The organism is Nonomuraea sp. NPDC050540, assembly GCF_044457485.1.
Classification (GTDB): Bacteria; Actinomycetota; Actinomycetes; order Streptosporangiales; family Streptosporangiaceae; genus Nonomuraea.
This window is the reverse complement of sequence record NZ_JBITHA010000003.1, coordinates 58,370-75,046: the sequence shown is the minus strand read 5'-3', so window position 1 is coordinate 75,046 and position 16,677 is coordinate 58,370. Positions and strand designations below refer to the sequence as shown.

Below are 16,677 nucleotides of genomic sequence, written 5' to 3'. Positions count from 1 at the left end.
CATCTCTCACTCTGGCAGATACGGCACCTGCCCTGACCTGGGAGGACATTTCATTCCTAGGAAGGATGCTCCCTTCCTCCCCGGCCGCTTACGAGGCCACCATGGAAGGACAGGAGCTGGAGCCCGTTGCGATTCGGCACGAGGGGTCGCGCTCAGGTGCCGGTGCCGCGACGGCGGCTCGCGTTCCGGTTCGGGGTGAGCCACGAGGGGCACCACCTCAAGAGGGAACACATAGAGTCACGGCCGTCACATACCGTTACGACGGCGGCCGGGATCACGAATCTGCGGTTTCGCCTTATGCCACAGCTGATCATCAGAGGGTGGGGATTATGCCCATGCCGGACGACATCACCTTGCGGGTCAATGAAGTCGAGCGAACGTTGAGCGTCGATCCGCGCGCCACGCTGCTGGACGTGCTGCGCGAACAGCTCGACCTGGCCGGCACCAAGAAGGGCTGCGATCAGGGACAGTGCGGGGCGTGCACGCTCCACGTCGACGGGCGCCGCGTGCTGGCCTGCCTGACGCTGGCCTGCCAGGCCGAAGGCCGGGACATCACCACGATCGAGGGCCTGGCCGGCCAGGACGGGAGCCTGCATCCGGTGCAGGCGGCGTTCGTGGAGCACGACGCCTTCCAGTGCGGCTACTGCACGCCCGGTCAGATCATGTCCGCGGTGGCATGCATCCGGGAGGGCAACGCCGGCTCGGACGCGGAGGTGCGCGAGTTCATGAGCGGCAACCTGTGCCGGTGCGGCGCCTACCCGCACATCGTCGCCGCCGTACGCCAGGCCGCCGGGCAGGAGGCCGCATACGACGCCCAACAGCAGGAGCGGGAGCGGGCGGAGGAGACCGGTTATGCGCGCGCTTGACTACACCCGGGCCGATGGATTCGAGGCGGCGGTCGAGATCCTGCGCCACGATCCCGGGGCCGAGCCGCTGGGCGGCGGCACCACGCTGGTCGACCTCATGAAGTGCGGGGTGGCCCAGCCCTCCCGCCTGGTCGACCTCACGCACGTGCACGGGCATCGTGCCATCTCGGTGGATGGGTCGGCGTTGCGGATCGGCGCGCTGGCCACGATGAGCGAGGTGGCCGTGCATCCGGACGTACGGCGGCGCTGGCCGGCCGTGTCGGAGGCGCTGCTGAAAGGCGCCTCGCAGCAGTTGCGCAACATGGCGACCATCGGCGGGAACCTGATGCAGCGCACCCGCTGCGGCTACTTCCGCGACCCGAGCTTCGCCGCGTGTAACAAACGCGACCCCGGCTCGGGCTGCGCGGCGCTGGAAGGGGAGAACCGCGGCCACGCGATCCTGGGCACCAGCGATGACTGCATCGCGATGTTCCCCGGCGACCTGCCGGTCGCCCTCACGGCCTTCGACGCGCTCGTGCACGTGCTGGGGCCGGACGGCCCTCGAAGCGTCCCGATCGATGATTTCTACCTGCTGCCCGGTGACACCCCGTGGCGCGAGCACCCGCTGGAGCGCGGTGAGCTGATCACCGGCGTGGAGGTGCCCGCCTCACCCGCCGCGGCGTACTCGCACTATCTGAAGGTGCGCGACCGGGTCAGCTACGAGTTCGCCGCCGCCTCGGCCGCCGTGGGGCTGGAGATCGCCGCCGACGGCACCATCACCGATGCCCGCGTGGCACTCGGCGGGGTGGCGACCAAACCCTGGCGTGAGCCCGCCGTGGAGGCCGAGCTCATCGGGCGGCCCGCCACGCCTGAGGTGTTCCGGCGGGCCGGCGCGCTGGCCGCCGCCGGCGCCCGGCCGCGTGCGCACAACGGCTACAAGGTCGAGCTGGCGCGCCGTACCGTCACCCGAGCTTTGACCGAGCTGACGGAAGAAGGGACGCAAGGATGAGTATCGACGACAGGCCGATCGAGCCGGCCCCAGGTTCGCCGATCGGGCGGCCCACCAGCCGCCGCGACGCCCGCGACAAGGTCACCGGGGCCGCGCGCTACGTGGCTGAGTTCCGTCCCGAGGGGATGCTGCACGCGGTCCTGGTGACCAGTACGGTGCCCGCCGGCACGATCGGCGCCGTCGACACCACGCGGGCCGAGGCCATGCCGGGCGTGCGCCTGGTGCTCACCCACCACAACTCCGCCGCGCTGGCGCCGCCGCCGCTGTATCCGTTCGGCGCGGCGTTCCAGAGCCTGCTGCCGCTGCAGGACGACAAGATCCGCTTCAGCGGCCAGGCGGTCGGCCTGGTCGTCGCCGACACCGTCGAGCAGGCCACCGACGCTGCGGCCCGCGTCCGGGTCGACTACCACACCGCCGCGTTCGTCCCCGGCGCCTCCGCCCCGGGCGCCACCTCCTATGGCGCCGAGGACTGCGGCCAGATCGCCGAGGCCGTCCCCAACTACGCCCGCGGCGACGCCGAAGCCGCCCTCGCCGAAGCGCCGGTCACGCTGGATCTCACCTACACCACCCCGCGCCACTACCACTGCGCGATGGAACTGCACTCCACCACCGCCCGCTGGGAAGACGACGGCACGCTGACCGTGTGGGAACCCACCCAGTGGACCGCCGGAACCCAGACCGTCTTCGCCGCCTGGTTCAAGCTGTCCCTGGAGCAGGTGCACGTCATCTCCCCCTACGTCGGCGGCGGATTCGGCTCCAAGTGCGGCTCACACCCGCACGCCGCGCTGGCCGCCATGGCCGCCCGCGAACTGGGAGCGCCGGTCCAGCTCGTGCTGACCCGGCCCCAGCACTTCACCTGCGTCTCACCGCGCCCCGCCACCAGCAACCGGGTGCGCCTGGGCGCCGAGCGGGACGGCAAACTGACCGCGCTGACCTACGACAGCGTCAACGAGGTCTCCACCGACAACTTGTACGTCGAACCATCGGGCGGTCTGGCCACCCTGTACTACGACGTGCCCCACGTGCGGGTGGACTACCGGTTCGTGCCCGTCAACGCGGTCAGCCCGGCCAGCATGCGCGCCCCCGGCGAGGCCGTCGGCAGCTTCGCCCTGGAATCGGCCATGGACGAACTCGCCGCCGCCCTCGGCCTGGACCCGATCGAACTACGGCTGCGCAACTACACCGAACACGACCCCGTCACCGGCAAACCCTGGTCGGGCAAGAACCTACGCCGAGCCTACGAGGCCGGCGCGCGGGCGTTCGGCTGGCACGATCGCGATCCCCGGCCCGGCAGCATGCGCCGCGGCAGCGAACTGATCGGCTGGGGCATGGCAGGCGGCTCCTTCCCCACCTACGTCCACCCGTGCGCCGCCACGGTGCGCGTGCAGGCCGACGGCGGCGTGGAAGTCGTCAGCGGCGGCAGCGACCTGGGGACCGGCACCTACACCCTGCTCGCCCAGACCGTCGCCGACGTGTTCGGCGTCGACACCGACACGGTGCGGGTACGGCTCGGCGACAGCACCTACCCCTATGCCGCGTGCAGCGGCGGATCGATGCTGGCCGGCTCCCTGACCCCGGTCGTCCACCAGGCCGCGACCCTCGCCCGCGACGAACTCCTCACCCTCGCCGCGGCCCTGACCGGCACCGACGCCGGCGACCTCGAAGTCAGCGGCGGCCGCGTCCAGCAGACCGCCCAGCCCGGCACCGGACTGAGCCTGGCCGAGGTGCTCGGCAGATCGGGCCGTACGGTCGTCGAGGGCGCCTACGACACCTTCACCGGAGTCTCCGCCGAGGATCAGGCGAAGTTCCACGGCACCCTCGGGCTGATCCGGCTGCCCACGGCCGGGCCGTACTCGGTGTACTCCTGGAGCGCGGTCTTCGCCGAGGTCGCCGTCGACGAAGATCTCGGCACGATCCGGCTCAAGCGCCTGGTCGGCGCCTACGACTGCGGCCGCGTCCTCAACCCGACCACCGCCCGCAGCCAGCTCATGGGCGCCATGGTCATGGCCACCGGCGCCGCCCTGCTCGAAGCCGGTGTCGTCGACCCCGGCCTGGGCCGCCTGGCCAACCCGAACCTGGCCGAGTACATGCTGCCCGTCAACGCCGACATCCCCGACATCGAGGTGCTGTTCGTCGGCGAACCCGACCCGCACGCCAACCCGCTCGGCGCACGCGGCATCGGCGAGATGGGCATGACCGCCACCATCGCCGCCATCGCCAACGCCGTCCACCACGCCACCGGCAAGCGCGTCCGCGACCTGCCCATCCTCATGGAGAAGATGCTCTGACCCCGGCGGTCGCCGGGCGCGCCACACCAGCCCGCCCCGGGACGGGAACCATCCACACGCCCGCCGACCCCCAACGGCGGGCACACGAGCCTGACCCGGCCTGGACGGAGACCAACCCCACACCCACCGACCCCCAACGGCGGGCACACGAGCCTGGCCTGGCCTGGCCTGGTCTGCTCTGGTCCGGTCTGGCCGAAGGAGGAAGCACCTACGGCCCGGCCATCGGTGACGGTGCCGGCGCGGTCACCGTGGTCTCCCGCCCCGGCGGGAATGCCTTGCCGAGGATTTCCCTGTCGCCTCGGACAGCCCCCAGGGAGAGAGCCTGGTCGATCGTGAGCCCACCGGCGGCGAGCCCAATGACGACCTCGGGCGCGGCGGTGAAGACCGTGTCCGGCCGCTGATCCGGCTGGATGATCGCGCTGGGCCCGTGCTCGTCGATGCGCAGCACCATGAGAAGTCCGTCCGTCTCGACGCCGAGTTCCACCGGGGGAGTCGCGGTGACTCCCCGGAGCAGGCCGGGGAGGGCGAGTGCCAGCCAGCGCGGCTGGAACGCATCGCCGTCACGCCCTGTCATCACCAGCGGCGCGCCCCATCGGCCGAGCGCCTCCATCGGCTCGCGGAGCCCCGCGCCCCAGGGCGTGAGCGCGTAGACGACACCCGCCTCCTCCAGGCGGCGCTCGACGATGCCATGCGACTCCAGGGCTCGTAGCCGCTCCGCCAGGAGGTTGGTCGCGATCCCCGCGAGCGAGGTTTTGAGCTCGGTGTAGCGCATCGGGCCGGGGAGCAGCTCGCGCACGATCAGGAGGGTCCAGCGCTCACCCACGAGGTCCAGGGCACGCGCGAGGGCGCAGAACTGCCCGTAGGAGCGAGATTGCCGCGACGTCTGCTTGATATTTTCCATCACGGTTGATTATATCAACTTCCCGGATTGGAGGGATCCACATGATGATGAGCATCAGCTGGCCGGCCGTGGTGGCCGCGATCGTGGCCGGGACGGCGATCGCCTGGGTGTGGTACGCCGATTGGGGGCTCTTCGGCACCATCTGGCGGAAGCTGACCGGAGTATCCAAGGAGGACTCGAAGCGGGCCGGCAAGCGCCCGTTCGCCGTCCTCCTGGCGTCGATCCTCGTCACGGCGGTGGTACTGGCGGCCGCGTGCTCCATCGTGTCGGCCCTTTTCGGCAGCGACCCGCTCTGGCTCGATGTGGCCGTCGGGCTCGCGACCTGGCTCGGGTTCTCGCTGACAACCCTGACGCAGCACAACGCCTTCGAGCAGAAGCCGGTACGGCTCACCGTGATCAACAGCGCGTATCAGCTGACGTTGTTCTTGGGTATGGCACTCGCCGTCGGGTTGCTGCAGTGACAGCCAACGGCCGAAAACCTGCGCAGGACGAAGCCGTGCTCCCGCGAGCGAAGAGTCCGGCAACGCTGGTCAGCCCGCCTCACCCGCCGCATTCCCTGACACCGGAGAGGCGTTGCCGGATCGGATCGGAGGTTCCTACAGGGCTCTGGCTGGTCGAGTGGGATCCCATCAGCCGGCCACCGATCGGGGCGACGGGCGGAAAGCAGGGAAGGCGCGCGAGCGTGGCGAGTTCCTTGTTTTGAGCCACGGAACCCGGCCGGCACTCGGGGGCCGGAAGGTCACCCGCGAGGGGGAGCTGGGCTCCCCCGTGAGGGGAGCCCGAGCGCGAAGCGCGAGGACCTTGCCGGTCAGTTCACACGGACGCTCTGCCGTACCCGGACCTGGGTGGTGTCGTCGCAGGTGGGGCGGGCGCAGAAGTACAGGAGCAGCATCGGTTTCGCCGGGCGGTCGACCACGTACCCGACGAAGCCCAGTCTCGATCCACCCCTCGGGTCCTGCAAGGTGCCGTGGAAGCTGCGGGCCTGGCTGCTGCCCGCCTGGTCCTCGACCGGGTTGCGCGGGATGGTCACCTGGCCGGGCAACAAGCCTTCCAGCGTCGACTTCATCTGGTCGGCCGTCGCGGTGCCGTCCAGGGTGTCGGAGAGCTGGACGTACACCCCGGACGCCGACTCCGGGTCCTCGGAGATGATCGGGGCCACTCTCGACCAGTCCGCGCTGGCCCCCGACACGAACAGCGACTCGAACTCGGCCGCCCTCGGCGACGCCACCGCGAACAGGTCACCGTGCGTGATGGCGGTCCAGCCTGACGGGTGGTCGAAGGTCAGCGGGGCCGCGGCCGTCTGCCGGTAGCCGGTCCACGCGTCGGAGCGCTGGTTCATGAGCAACAGCACCACCAGGACCAGCGCCGCCACCGCCGCCGTCAGGGCGGCCAGCACGATGGGCAGCCTGCCGCCCCGCCGTACCGGCCTCGGGTCCGCGCCGCCGCCTGAGACCGCGCGGCCGCGCGCGGCCGCGCGGAGGGCGGGTGGCTGCTGCCGCGGCGCGGTCTCCGAGACGTGGCCGCTGATCGCGTCGCGCAGCGCGGCCACGAACGCGGTGCAGCTCGGGTAGCGCTGTTCCGGGGCCTTGGCCAGGGCCCGCATCATCACCCCGTCCACCTCGAGCGGCAGATCGGGCCGTATCTGCGACAGCGGCGCCGGCTGCTCGGCCAGGTGCGCCCACAGCAGCGCGATGTCGTTGTCACGCTGGAACGGCAGCCGCCCCGCCAGCGCCTCATAGGCCACGCAGGCGAGGGCGTACTGGTCGCACCGCCCGTCCACCGTCTCCTTGTTGATCTGCTCGGGAGACATGTAGCGCGGCGTGCCGATGAACTGGTCGGTCTGCGTCAGCCCGGAGATCGAGGTGCGGTGCTTGGTGATGCCGAAGTCGGTCAGGTACACGTGGTCGGCTGCCAGCAGGATGTTGGCGGGTTTGACGTCGCGGTGGATCAGGTCGTGGGCGTGGGCGGCGTCGAGGGCGGCCGCCACCTGGGCGAGGATCGTGTTGACCTGGGCGACGGGCAGCGGGCCCCGGTCGTAGATGAGGCGGCGCAGGTCGGAGCCGTCGACGTAGCGCATGGCGATGTAGAGCACGCCGGAGGGGTCGGCGTTGGCCTCGTAGATCGGGATGATGTTGGGGTGTTCGATGCTGGCGACGGTGCGCGATTCCAGGATGAAGCGCTGGCGGAAGCGGTCGTCGACGCTGAGGATCGGGTTGAGGATCTTCAGGGCGACGCGCCGGCTCAGGCGCGGGTCGAGTGCCAGGTAGACGACGGCCATGCCGCCCTTGCCGACGATGTTCTCGATGAGGTACCCGGCGACCTCCTGCCCGATCAACGATCTGTCGTTCACGTCGGCAGCCCGCAGTAGCCGCAGAACCGGTGTCCGTGTCCGAGTCTCATGCCGCAGCCGGTGCAGTAGCGCTGTTCCGAGGCGGTGAGCACGGGGTTGGGCGCCGGTTGGAGCGCCTGGTCGCGGCGTACCACGACGGTCTCGGTGGAGCCTTCGTCGAGGCGGGGCCGTACCGCGGCGAGGCCGTCCGGCGGACGGGGCACGGGGGCGGGCCCGCGGCCGCGGCGCCACAGGAAGTACGCGCCCAGCAGGGCCGCCACGAACAGCACCCCGGCGGCGGCGATGAACGGCCACAGCGGGACGGAACTCCCCTGCCGCACCGGCGCCTGCTTGGTGCCGGCGTCCTCGGAGGTGCCCCGCTTGGCCAGCGAGGTCTTCAGGTGCGCCCCGGCGACGACGTGGCCGGGGTAGAGCTCCATCACGCGCTGGAAGCCGGGTGCGGCCTCGGTGTAGTACTTGGTGTGGAAGCGGGTGAGGGCGGCCTCGAAGGCGGAGTCGATCGCGCCGCGCCTGGGCGTGACGCCGGCCGCGGCCAGGGCGGTGGTGATCTCCCTGACGCCGATCATCCTGGCGTCCTTGCCGCCGCCGATGAGCATGCCGATGACGTGGCCGTCCTTGTCGCCGATGACGGGGGCGCCGATCATGCCGCGGTCGGCGAGGCCGCCGAGTTTGACGGGTTCGTCGACCTTCTTCTCCGGGTCGGCGAAGGGCCGTCCGCCCTGTCCGGAGCCGCCCTGGCCGAGGTGGGCGATCTCGACGGTGTGCTGGAGCTTGGCCGCGGGGCGGCCGAGGAATCCGGCGACGTTGGTCGGCGAGCCCGGCTTGTCGGGCACCTTGTCGGCCAGGGGCGCGGTGGGCATGCCGACGCTGCCGTCGGCGCGGCCGGTGGGGACGAGCACGGCGGGGGTGTCGGGGCCGGCGCCCGCCTTCACGACCTCGGCGGCGAAGCCTTTGGCGTCAGGCGGCGAGATGTTCGGAAATATCGTGATGCTGGTGCTGGCGTTGATGATGCACGTCGCGGTGGGGCGCTTGGGCGGGTAGCAGTCGCGCAGGTGCCGGTCGAGTTGCGGGTCGTCGAGCTTGTGCCGCTTGAAGTCGGCCGGGACCTTCACCTTGTGGTGCTCGGAGAAGACCTTGTTCGCGGCATAGATGCGCACGTCGTCGGGGCTCTGCACGATCCCGGTGAGCGTCACGATGGCGCCCTCGGGATTGACCACGATGCCGGTGCCCTTGCCGATCGGCAGATCGTAGGCACGTTCCACGTGGACGAGGTCGCCGATGTGGTCCAGCAGCGTGATCTCCACGTGCGCCGTCGCCTCGATCCTGACCACCGCCGGCGTCACCAGATCGGTGATGCCGCTCGGGTGTTCGTGAGCCAGCGCGGGCAGGCCGAGCACGACCACGGTCATCGCCGTGGCGCCCACCAGAGCCGTGAGACGCGACATTTCCGCTCCCTATGAAATGGATAGGAACAGCGTCCCAACCACCCGGCATAAGTCAAGGTCCCGGCACATAGACAAGCGCTTGCTCGCCATCCTACGGTGAACCCGATGAGCTACGTGATCGCCGTCGACGTGGGCGGCACCTTCACCGATGTGGTGCGGCGCGGATCCGATGGCCGGACCGTGGTGGCCAAGGTACTCAGCACCCATGACGATCCGGTATCAGGCGTAACGGCGGGCATCCGCCGGGTCCTCACCGATCCGTCCGGAGTGACCAGGGTCGTCCACGCCACCACGCTGGCCACCAACGCCGTCCTGGAGCGCAAGGGCGCGCGCGTCGCCTTCGTCACCACCCGCGGATTCCGCTCGGTCATCCCCCTCGGCCGCTACGCCCGCGTCGAGGAGGACCGCTACGACCTGCGCTTCACCCCGCCCCCGCCGCCGGTCGCCGCCGAGGACTGCTTCGAGGTGGCCGAGCGCGTCTCCAGCCGCGGCGCCGTACTCACTCCCCTGGACCTTGAGTCGGTACGGCGGGCCGCCACCGCCATCGCCGCCCGGGGCATCACCTCTGCCGCCGTCTGCCTGCTGCACTCCTACGCCAACCCCGTCCACGAGCGCCAGGTCGCCGCGATCCTGCGCGAGAGCGTCCCCAACGTGGCCGTCTCCAGCGAGGTGTGGCCGGAGATCCGCGAGTACGAGCGCGCCACGACCACGATCATGTCCGCCTACATCGGCCCGCTCATGTCCGACTACCTCAGCCGCCTGCGCGGCAGCCTGCGTGAGCTGGGCATCGACGCCCCCGTGCACGTCATGGACTCCGCCGGCGGCGTCATCTCCGCCGAACTCGCCGCCCGCCGCGCGGTGGCCACGATCGAGTCGGGCCCGGCCGCCGGAGTCCTGGCCGCCGCGGCGAGCGGGCTGCCCGCGGTCATCTCCTTCGACATGGGCGGCACCACCGCCAAGGCCTGCCTGGTGCGCGACGGCGTCCCGGAACTGACCCGCGAGTTCCACGTCGGCGGCAAGGGCAGCTTCGGCGGGCGGCGCGCCGGCACCGGCGTACCGATCAAGACGCCCGCCATCGACCTGGCCGAGGTGGGAGCCGGCGGCGGCAGCGTCGCCTGGGTGGACGAGGCGGGCGCGCTGCGCGTGGGTCCCCGCTCGGCCGGCTCCTCCCCCGGGCCCGCCTGCTACGGCCTGGGCGGTTCCGACCCGACGGTCACCGACGCCAACCTCGTGCTCGGCCTTCTGTCCTCGGCGTCGATCCCGTTGTCGCGGGCTCTGGCGGTGAAGGCCATGGAACGGCTGGCGGTGCCGCTCGGGGTGTCGGCCGAGGAGGCGGCCGGGGCCGTACACGAGATCGTGTGCGCGTCGATGGCGTCGGCGGTGCACGTCGTCACCGTGCAGCGCGGCATCGACCCGCGCGGCTTCACGCTGGTGGCCTTCGGCGGGGCGGGGCCGATGCACGCCTGCCGGGTGGCCGAGCGTTTCGGCATCACGGACGTGCTGGTGCCCGCGCACTGCGGCGTGGCCTCGGCGGCGGGCCTGCTGACGGCGGTGCCCGCGACCGAACGCGTCCGCTCCGCCCTGGCCGCGCCCGGCCCCGCCCGGATCTTCGCCGAACTGGCCGAGGAGGCGGCGCACGACCTCGGCCTGCCCCTGTCCGAGCTGAAGGTCACACGGCTGGCCGACGTGCGCTTCACGGGCCAGGCGCACGACCTGACCGTGGAGTGGAGCGACGACCCCGCCACCCTTTCCGCCCGCTTCTTCGCGCAATACACGCAGGTGTACGGCATAGCCCAGCAAGGCCCGACCGAGCACGTGAGCTACCGCGTGCGCGTGATCCACGAAGCCGAGGCCCCGATGCCGGGCACCATCCTCGCGGAGAGCCCCGCGGCGTCCCCGACGAGCAGGACCGTGTACCTGGGCGGTCCCGTCGAGGTCCCGGTGCACACCCGCGCCACCTTCACGGCCCTGGACGGCCCGGCCGTCATCGAGGACCCGGAGGCCACCATCGTCGTCCCGCCCGGCTGGAGCGCCCGCCTCGGCGGGGCGGGAGCCGTACACCTGGAGCGCGCGCCATGGACCTGACCGCCGAGGTGCTGCGCCACGCGCTGGTCGTGGCCGCGGAGGAGGCGAGCATCGTCGTCGTGCGCTCGGCCTACTCCACCTTCATCGTCGAGGGCTCCGACGCCTCCGCCGCGATCCTCGACGCCGGCGGCGCCCTGATCGCGCACTCCATGGCCACCACGCTCATGAACAGCATGGCGCTCAAGGTCGCCCTGCCCGAGGTGCGCAAGGACCACCCGGACATGCGCGACGGCGACGTCTACGTCACCAACGACGCCTACCGGGGCGGCGTCCACACCAACGACCTGCTCGTCTTCCGCCCCGTCTTCGTCGGCGGCGTCCCGCGCTACTTCACCGCCACCATGATCCACGTCTCCGACCTGGGCGGACTGTCGGCGGGCGGCATGGCGCCGCTGGCCACCGACATCTTCCTGGAAGGTCTGCAACTCCCCCCGATCCTCCTGGCCACCGACGAGGGCGTGGTGCCGGCGGTGGAGGCGGTGCTGCGCGCGAACAGCCGTACCCCGGACAAGGTCATGGGCGACGTCCGCGCGCTCGTGGCCGGGACCGCCGTCGCCGCAACCCGCCTGCGCGCCCTCATCCGGGAGTACGGCGAAGCCGGCCTGGCCCGCGGCATAGCCGGCTACCTGGACTACACCGAGGAAAGGACCCGGGCCGCCCTGGCCGGGCTGCCGCGTGGCCGCTTCACCGCCGCGTACCCCGTCGACGACGACGGCCTGGATCCCGGCACCCCGCACCACGTCCGGGTCGCGGTCACGCTGACGGGCCGCGGCGCCGTGCTCGACTTCGCCGGCACCGGACCGCAGGTGCCCGCCGCCATCAACGCCTCGGCGTCGCAGTCGCTGGCCGCGGCGGTGTTCGCGCTGCGCTGCTTCCTGGACCCGACGATCCCCATGAACGAGGGCTGCCTGCGCGCCCTGGACATCCGCCTGCCCGAGGGCTCCCTGCTGAACGCCCGCTCCCCCTACCCGTGCGGCGGCCGGTTCGTCCCGATCTACGCGGCGATGGAGGCGGTCATCCAGGCGTTGTCCGAGGCGGTGCCGGAACGGGCGATCGCGGCCAGCGGGATTCTGCAGCCGTTCTCGATCGCCGCGGTGGACGCGCCGTACTGGATCCACCTTTCCTACGACTTCGGCGGCGTGGGCGCGCGGCGCGGCCTGGACGGCCCGGACGCGACCGGCGTGCACTTCGGCATCGGCCGCAACTCGGTGCCGCAGGCCGAGCCGGTGGAGAGCCGGTGCCCGCTGGTGGTGGAGTCGATGGAGACCATCCCGGACTCCGGCGGGCCCGGCCGCTGGCGAGGCGGCCTGGGCACGCGCACCGTCTACCGCTTCCTGGCCGCCTGCCACGTCACCACCCGCGGCGACCGCCTGCGCATCCCGCCCCCTGGGCGCGAAGGCGGCGAGCCAGGCCGGCTGGGTGGCTTCTTCAAACGGTCGGCGGACGGCACGATCGAGCGCCTGGCATCAAAGGTGAACAACGTCCTGTTCACGGAGGGCGAGGCGTTCATCGTCGAGACCACGGGCGGCGGCGGCCTCGGCCCGCCCGCCGACCGGCCCCGCGAGGAGATAGAGGCCGACCTGCGCTCGGGCCACATCACCGAACGCGGCGCCCACCGGGACTACGCCCCGCGCGGCCTGACCAGATCGCCGGGGTCGAACGCGACCTCATAGGGCGTGTTGAGCTGTGCGACCTCGCCCGCCTTGTAGACCTCGGGACCCTCGTAGCTGCCCTCGTCGAGGGTGTAGACGTAGAGAGCTTCGGGCTCGATCCGCCAGTAGGTGGGGATACCTGCCTCGGCGTACGCGGCGGGCTTGGCGGAGCGGTCACGCGCCCTCGTGCTCGGGCTGACGACTTCCACGGCGAGCAGGATGTCCGCCGGGGCGAACATCAGCTCATTGGCCTCCACCGCAGCCGTCGGCACAACCACCAGGTCAGGGATGAAGAAGTCCTTCTCGGTCACTCTGAGGTTCACTGTCGACAACGGCTCGAGCGTCGGTGGCGCGAACTCCTCAAGGATCCGCTCCAACCGCCGGATCGCACGCTGATGCAGAGGGAGGGGGGCAGGGCTCACCAGTAGGCTCCCGTTGAAGAGCTCGTAGCGGTTCCCGTCGTCGGGGAAGCGCAGCAGGTCATCGACGGTGAACGGCGGCTTTCCTGGAAGAACCGTGCTCGTCTCGGTCGGTTCGATCACTGCCATCGCGGTCACCCACCCCGTATCGCGATCGTTGCCCTGGCTCACATGGTACTTCCCCAATCTTCATCACCTTCCGTTGTGGGGTCGCCACTTATCGGCGCCGATGCGGACCGCGGTGTGGACGGCGCGGGCCACGCGGGAGCCCCAGTCGGAGCGGGGGCCGCCGAAGAGTTCTTCCGGGCCCGAGGAGCGGACGGCCACGCAGACCGCGTCCGAGGCGGTGCCGGTGCACGGGAAGCCGGTTTCGGCCAGCGCCTGCGCCTTGGCCTCCGTCACCGTCATCACGGTGTTGACCAGGGCGGCGTCGGTCATGGCCACGGGTACGACCACGACGATGTTGATCGTGCCCACGCGGATCGGGGCGAGTTCCGGGTCCACCGCGTCCGGAGGCGCGGCGGCCCAGGTGGGAACGCGCAGGCCGACCGTGGCCCAGGCGGTCGCGCCCCCGTCGGTGGCGGTCTCGACGCGGTCGACGGAGGCGGCGGTCATCATGCCGACCCCGGAGCCGCCGGGGCCGAGCGCCGTGAGGTGGTCCACCGGGTCCATGCGTGAGTACCCGGCCACGACCTGGGCGTTCAGGATCCAGGAGCGGGGGCCGATGCCGCCGCCGAGCATGGCCGAGGAGATCGTCCGCCAGCCGGGCCCCAGTTCCCACAGCAGCGACCCGAGCCGGACGCCGTCCTCGGCGCGGTAGGAGAGGTTCACGGTCCTCCTCGGATCAGGTGGACGACGGGCCGCCCGTCCGGACCCGGTTCGATCTTGACATGAGCGTCGAAATGCTTGCCGACCAGCGCCCCGGTGAGCACCTGGACGGGCTTGCCGTGCGCGGCGGCGCGGCCTTCTGCGAGCAGGAGGAGGGTGTCGGCGTACTGCCCGGCGACGGTGAGGTCGTGCAGGGTGGAGACGACGGTGAGGCCGTCGGCCAGGCGCAGCCGGTCGACGAGTTCGAGCACCTGCTGCTGGTGGCCGAGGTCGAGGGCGGTGGTCGGCTCGTCGAGCAGCAGGACGGGCGCCTGCTGGGCCAGGGCTCTGGCCAGGACGACGCGCTGGCGCTCGCCGCCGGACAGTTCGCCCAGCCGGCGGCCGGCGAAGGCGCCCAGGTCGAGCCGTTCCAGGACGGACGCGGTGACCTCCCGGTCGTGGCGGCTCTCCCGCCCCAGATAGGGGATGTACGGCGTGCGGCCCAGCAGCGCGTACTCCGAGACGGTCATGTCGGGCGGCAGGGCCGGCGTCTGGGGGGCGTAGGCGACCAGGCGGGCCCTGGCCCTGGGCTTGAGCGAGGCGGCGGGACGCTGGTCGATCGACACCTCACCGCGGTGGCCGACGATGCCCATGACGGCCTTGAGCAGCGTCGACTTGCCGGCGCCGTTGGGGCCGATGACGGCCAGCCATTCGCCGCGCCGTACCTGGAGGGTGACGTCGGAGAGCACCTCGCGCTCGCCGAGCGTGACCGACAGGCCGTCGACGCCGATCATGTCGAGGTCCGGCGGGTCATGCGGAGCACGGCCACGAAGAACGGCGCGCCGATGAACATGGTCACCACGCCGATGGGGAGTTCGGCGGGGGCGATGACGGTCCGGGCGAGCAGGTCGGCCAGGACGAGGAAGGCGGCGCCGCCGATGAGCGAGAGCGGCAGCACGATCCGGTAGGAGCCGCCGGCGAGCCTGCGCACGACGTGCGGGACGACGATGCCGACGAAGCCGATCAGGCCGCTGACCGCTACGGCCGCGGCGGTGGCGAGGGAGGCGGCCAGCAGGACGGCCAGCCGTACGCGGGAGGCGCGCACCCCGAGCGCGGTCGCCTCGTCGTCGCCCACCGACAGCACGTCGAGCATGCGCCCGTGCACGAGCAGCGCGGCCGAGGAGACGGCGGCGTAGGGCAGGACGAGCCAGAACTGGTCCCAGCCGCCGCCGACGTCGCCGAGGATCCAGGAGTAGATGCGCTGCAGTTCCTCGACCTTGAACTGCTGCACGAACGTCTGGATGGCGGTGAGGAAGGAGGTGACGGCCACCCCGGCCAGCACCAGGGTGGCGGTGCCGCCCGAGCGCCCGGCGGTGTTGCCGAGCGCGAAGGCCAGCATGACGCCGCCGATCGCGCCGGCGAACGCGGCGACGGGGATGGTCAGGACCGGCGCCGGAACCATGACGATCACCAGGGTCGTGGTGAGCCCGGCGCCCGCGGCCGCGCCGAGCAGGTACGGGTCGGCCAGCGGGTTGCGGAAGACGCCCTGGTACCCGGCACCCGCCATGGCGAGCAGGCCGCCGACCACGGCGGCGACCAGGACTCTGGGCAGGCGCAGCTCGTACAGCAGGCCCTTCTCGATCGGCGCGAGGCCGGAGTCGATCTCGACGAACGGCAGCCAGTCCAGTGCCTGGAGCACGACCTGCCACGGCGAGATGCCGGCGGCGCCGCCGAGCAGGCCGGCGACCATGCTGGCGGCGAGCACGGCGAGCGCGCCCGCCACCCAGAGCGGCCGCGCCCGTGCGGGCCTGAGCTGCGTGTCGAGCACTACTTCGCGGCCGCCTTGTTCACCGCGTCGCCGATGGCCTTGGCCAGATCGACGACGCGCGGGCCCCAGCGGGAGGCGATGTCATCGTCGAGCAGGACGACCTGGTCGTTCTTAATGGCCGACAGGCCCTTCCAGCCGGGCCGCTTGGCCAGGGTGTCCTTGTTCTGCTGGCAGCACTTGACGTCGGCCAGGAAGATCAGGTCGGGGTCGGACTGGGCGACGAACTCGGCCGAGAGCTTGGGGTAGCCGCCGGCGGCGCCGGGGGCCTTGTCGGCGATGTTGGTCATGCCGAAGATCGAGTAGATCTGGCCGATGAAGGTGCTGGACGTCGCGGCGTAAGGGGTCTGGTCGAGCTCGTGGTAATAGGTGAGCTTCCTGTCCTTGGGCGCGGCGGCGGCGAGCTTGTCCATCTCGGCCTTCATGCCGGTCACGACCTGGTCGGCCTTGTCCTTGTTGCCGGTGGCGGCGCCGAGGTCGGCGATCTCGTCGTAGGCCTCGTCGATCTTCGTGGGGGCCGGTTCGAGCAGGACGGGCACGTTCAGCTTGCCCAGCTCGGCGACGATCTTGTCCTGGTCGTTGGACAGCACGACGAGGTCGGGCTTCTTGGCGACGATGGCCTCGACGTTGGGCTTGAACCCGGACAGGTCGCTCTTGGGAGCTTCGGGCGGATAGTTCGACTGGTCGTCGGCGGCGATCACCTGCGGGCCGGCGCCGATCGCGAAGAGCGTCTCGGTGTGGGCGGCGGACAGCGAGATGATCCGCTCGGGCTTCTTCGCCAGCGTGACGGAGCCGTTGCCCGCCTCGATCGTGACGGGGAAGCCGGCGGCGGGGGCGGCGGAGGTGGGCGGGGCGGACGAGGTGGTGGTCGTGCCGGTCTGACCGCAGGCGGTCAGGACGAGCGTTCCCAGCAGCGCGCCCGCGAAGGCCGTGCGTACGGGCCTCACGAGAAGTCCTTTCAGATCGGAACCGAGAGACCCGCTTGTAAGCGACGGATCACCCTTTTCCACGAGGGTTGATGACGTCGGCGCGGTGGCAGGCGACCTGGCTT

14 protein-coding genes are annotated in these 16,677 nt (G+C 71.4%); 6 read left to right on the top strand and 8 right to left on the bottom strand.

Annotation, left to right across the window (positions count from 1 at the left end; all coding sequences use genetic code 11):
• Positions 1–335: 335 nt before the first annotated feature.
• Genes ACIBI5_RS10710 through ACIBI5_RS10700 form a run of 3 tightly spaced genes read left to right on the top strand, consistent with a single transcriptional unit; the run spans position 336 to position 4,142 of the window.
• The gene (locus ACIBI5_RS10710; protein ID WP_397245431.1) at positions 336–866 is read left to right on the top strand and encodes a (2Fe-2S)-binding protein; all 531 of its coding nucleotides are present in this window, start codon (positions 336–338) and stop codon (positions 864–866) included.
• A complete protein-coding gene (locus tag ACIBI5_RS10705; RefSeq protein ID WP_397245429.1) occupies positions 853–1,854 on the top strand; it encodes an FAD binding domain-containing protein in 1,002 nt (333 codons plus the stop codon). Before ACIBI5_RS10710 ends, ACIBI5_RS10705 begins: the two co-directional genes overlap by 14 nt.
• A complete protein-coding gene (locus tag ACIBI5_RS10700) occupies positions 1,851–4,142 on the top strand; it encodes a xanthine dehydrogenase family protein molybdopterin-binding subunit (protein WP_397245427.1) in 2,292 nt (763 codons plus the stop codon). Before ACIBI5_RS10705 ends, ACIBI5_RS10700 begins: the two co-directional genes overlap by 4 nt.
• A 208-nt stretch (positions 4,143–4,350) precedes the next feature.
• On the opposite strand, the gene ACIBI5_RS10695 is transcribed toward ACIBI5_RS10700, so the two are convergent.
• Entirely contained in the window at positions 4,351–5,043 is a 693-nt protein-coding gene (locus tag ACIBI5_RS10695; protein WP_397245424.1) for a winged helix-turn-helix transcriptional regulator, read from the bottom strand.
• A gap of 41 nt (positions 5,044–5,084) precedes the next feature.
• On the opposite strand from ACIBI5_RS10695, the gene ACIBI5_RS10690 reads away from it, so the two are divergent.
• On the top strand, positions 5,085–5,504 hold the full coding sequence (locus ACIBI5_RS10690) for a DUF1761 domain-containing protein (protein ID WP_397245422.1): 420 nt from the start codon (positions 5,085–5,087) through the stop codon (positions 5,502–5,504).
• 347 nt (positions 5,505–5,851) lie between these two features.
• Here the strand turns inward: ACIBI5_RS10690 and ACIBI5_RS10685 are convergent, their stop codons facing one another.
• Together ACIBI5_RS10685 and ACIBI5_RS10680 are read right to left on the bottom strand one after the other, a co-directional pair.
• Positions 5,852–7,393, bottom strand: a complete 1,542-nt coding sequence (locus tag ACIBI5_RS10685) for a serine/threonine protein kinase (protein WP_397245420.1) — start codon at positions 7,391–7,393, stop codon at positions 5,852–5,854.
• A complete protein-coding gene (locus tag ACIBI5_RS10680) occupies positions 7,390–8,838 on the bottom strand; it encodes a hypothetical protein (RefSeq protein ID WP_397245418.1) in 1,449 nt (482 codons plus the stop codon). Before ACIBI5_RS10680 ends, ACIBI5_RS10685 begins: the two co-directional genes overlap by 4 nt.
• A gap of 105 nt (positions 8,839–8,943) precedes the next feature.
• Here ACIBI5_RS10680 and ACIBI5_RS10675 point away from each other — a divergent pair, with 105 nt between their 5' ends.
• Together ACIBI5_RS10675 and ACIBI5_RS10670 are read left to right on the top strand one after the other, a co-directional pair.
• Entirely contained in the window at positions 8,944–10,923 is a 1,980-nt protein-coding gene (locus ACIBI5_RS10675; protein ID WP_397245416.1) for a hydantoinase/oxoprolinase family protein, read from the top strand.
• A complete protein-coding gene (locus tag ACIBI5_RS10670; RefSeq protein ID WP_397245414.1) occupies positions 10,914–12,596 on the top strand; it encodes a hydantoinase B/oxoprolinase family protein in 1,683 nt (560 codons plus the stop codon). Before ACIBI5_RS10675 ends, ACIBI5_RS10670 begins: the two co-directional genes overlap by 10 nt.
• Here ACIBI5_RS10670 and ACIBI5_RS10665 read toward each other — a convergent pair.
• From ACIBI5_RS10665 to ACIBI5_RS10645, 5 genes are read right to left on the bottom strand one after another with little or no spacing between them, the layout of a single operon-like run.
• Positions 12,545–13,165: a Uma2 family endonuclease gene (locus tag ACIBI5_RS10665; RefSeq protein WP_397245412.1), complete on the bottom strand. Its 621-nt coding sequence runs from the start codon at positions 13,163–13,165 to the stop codon at positions 12,545–12,547. The genes ACIBI5_RS10670 and ACIBI5_RS10665 overlap by 52 nt on opposite strands.
• A 21-nt stretch (positions 13,166–13,186) precedes the next feature.
• Positions 13,187–13,825: an adenosylcobinamide amidohydrolase gene (locus ACIBI5_RS10660; protein ID WP_397245410.1), complete on the bottom strand. Its 639-nt coding sequence runs from the start codon at positions 13,823–13,825 to the stop codon at positions 13,187–13,189.
• Positions 13,822–14,595: an ABC transporter ATP-binding protein gene (locus ACIBI5_RS10655; protein ID WP_397245407.1), complete on the bottom strand. Its 774-nt coding sequence runs from the start codon at positions 14,593–14,595 to the stop codon at positions 13,822–13,824. The genes ACIBI5_RS10660 and ACIBI5_RS10655 overlap by 4 nt, the downstream gene beginning before the upstream one ends.
• Positions 14,592–15,629, bottom strand: a complete 1,038-nt coding sequence (locus ACIBI5_RS10650) for a FecCD family ABC transporter permease (protein WP_397245405.1) — start codon at positions 15,627–15,629, stop codon at positions 14,592–14,594. Before ACIBI5_RS10650 ends, ACIBI5_RS10655 begins: the two co-directional genes overlap by 4 nt.
• Positions 15,629–16,573, bottom strand: coding sequence for an ABC transporter substrate-binding protein (locus tag ACIBI5_RS10645; RefSeq protein ID WP_397245403.1), 945 nt, complete (start codon positions 16,571–16,573; stop codon positions 15,629–15,631). The genes ACIBI5_RS10650 and ACIBI5_RS10645 overlap by 1 nt, the downstream gene beginning before the upstream one ends.
• Between the last annotated feature and the right edge of the window lie 104 nt (positions 16,574–16,677).

What these genes read in the sequence shown, in the direction of transcription:
- ACIBI5_RS10670 (WP_397245414.1), top strand. Translation starts at nt 10,914, where the DNA reads ATGGACCTGACCGCCGAGGTGCTGCGCCACGCGCTGGTCGTGGCCGCG.
- ACIBI5_RS10680 (WP_397245418.1), bottom strand. Translation starts at nt 8,838, where the DNA reads ATGTCGCGTCTCACGGCTCTGGTGGGCGCCACGGCGATGACCGTGGTC.
- ACIBI5_RS10705 (WP_397245429.1), top strand. Translation starts at nt 853, where the DNA reads ATGCGCGCGCTTGACTACACCCGGGCCGATGGATTCGAGGCGGCGGTC.
- ACIBI5_RS10655 (WP_397245407.1), bottom strand. Translation starts at nt 14,595, where the DNA reads ATGATCGGCGTCGACGGCCTGTCGGTCACGCTCGGCGAGCGCGAGGTG.
- ACIBI5_RS10690 (WP_397245422.1), top strand. Translation starts at nt 5,085, where the DNA reads ATGATGATGAGCATCAGCTGGCCGGCCGTGGTGGCCGCGATCGTGGCC.
- ACIBI5_RS10700 (WP_397245427.1), top strand. Translation starts at nt 1,851, where the DNA reads ATGAGTATCGACGACAGGCCGATCGAGCCGGCCCCAGGTTCGCCGATC.
- ACIBI5_RS10710 (WP_397245431.1), top strand. Translation starts at nt 336, where the DNA reads ATGCCGGACGACATCACCTTGCGGGTCAATGAAGTCGAGCGAACGTTG.
- ACIBI5_RS10675 (WP_397245416.1), top strand. Translation starts at nt 8,944, where the DNA reads ATGAGCTACGTGATCGCCGTCGACGTGGGCGGCACCTTCACCGATGTG.
- ACIBI5_RS10695 (WP_397245424.1), bottom strand. Translation starts at nt 5,043, where the DNA reads ATGGAAAATATCAAGCAGACGTCGCGGCAATCTCGCTCCTACGGGCAG.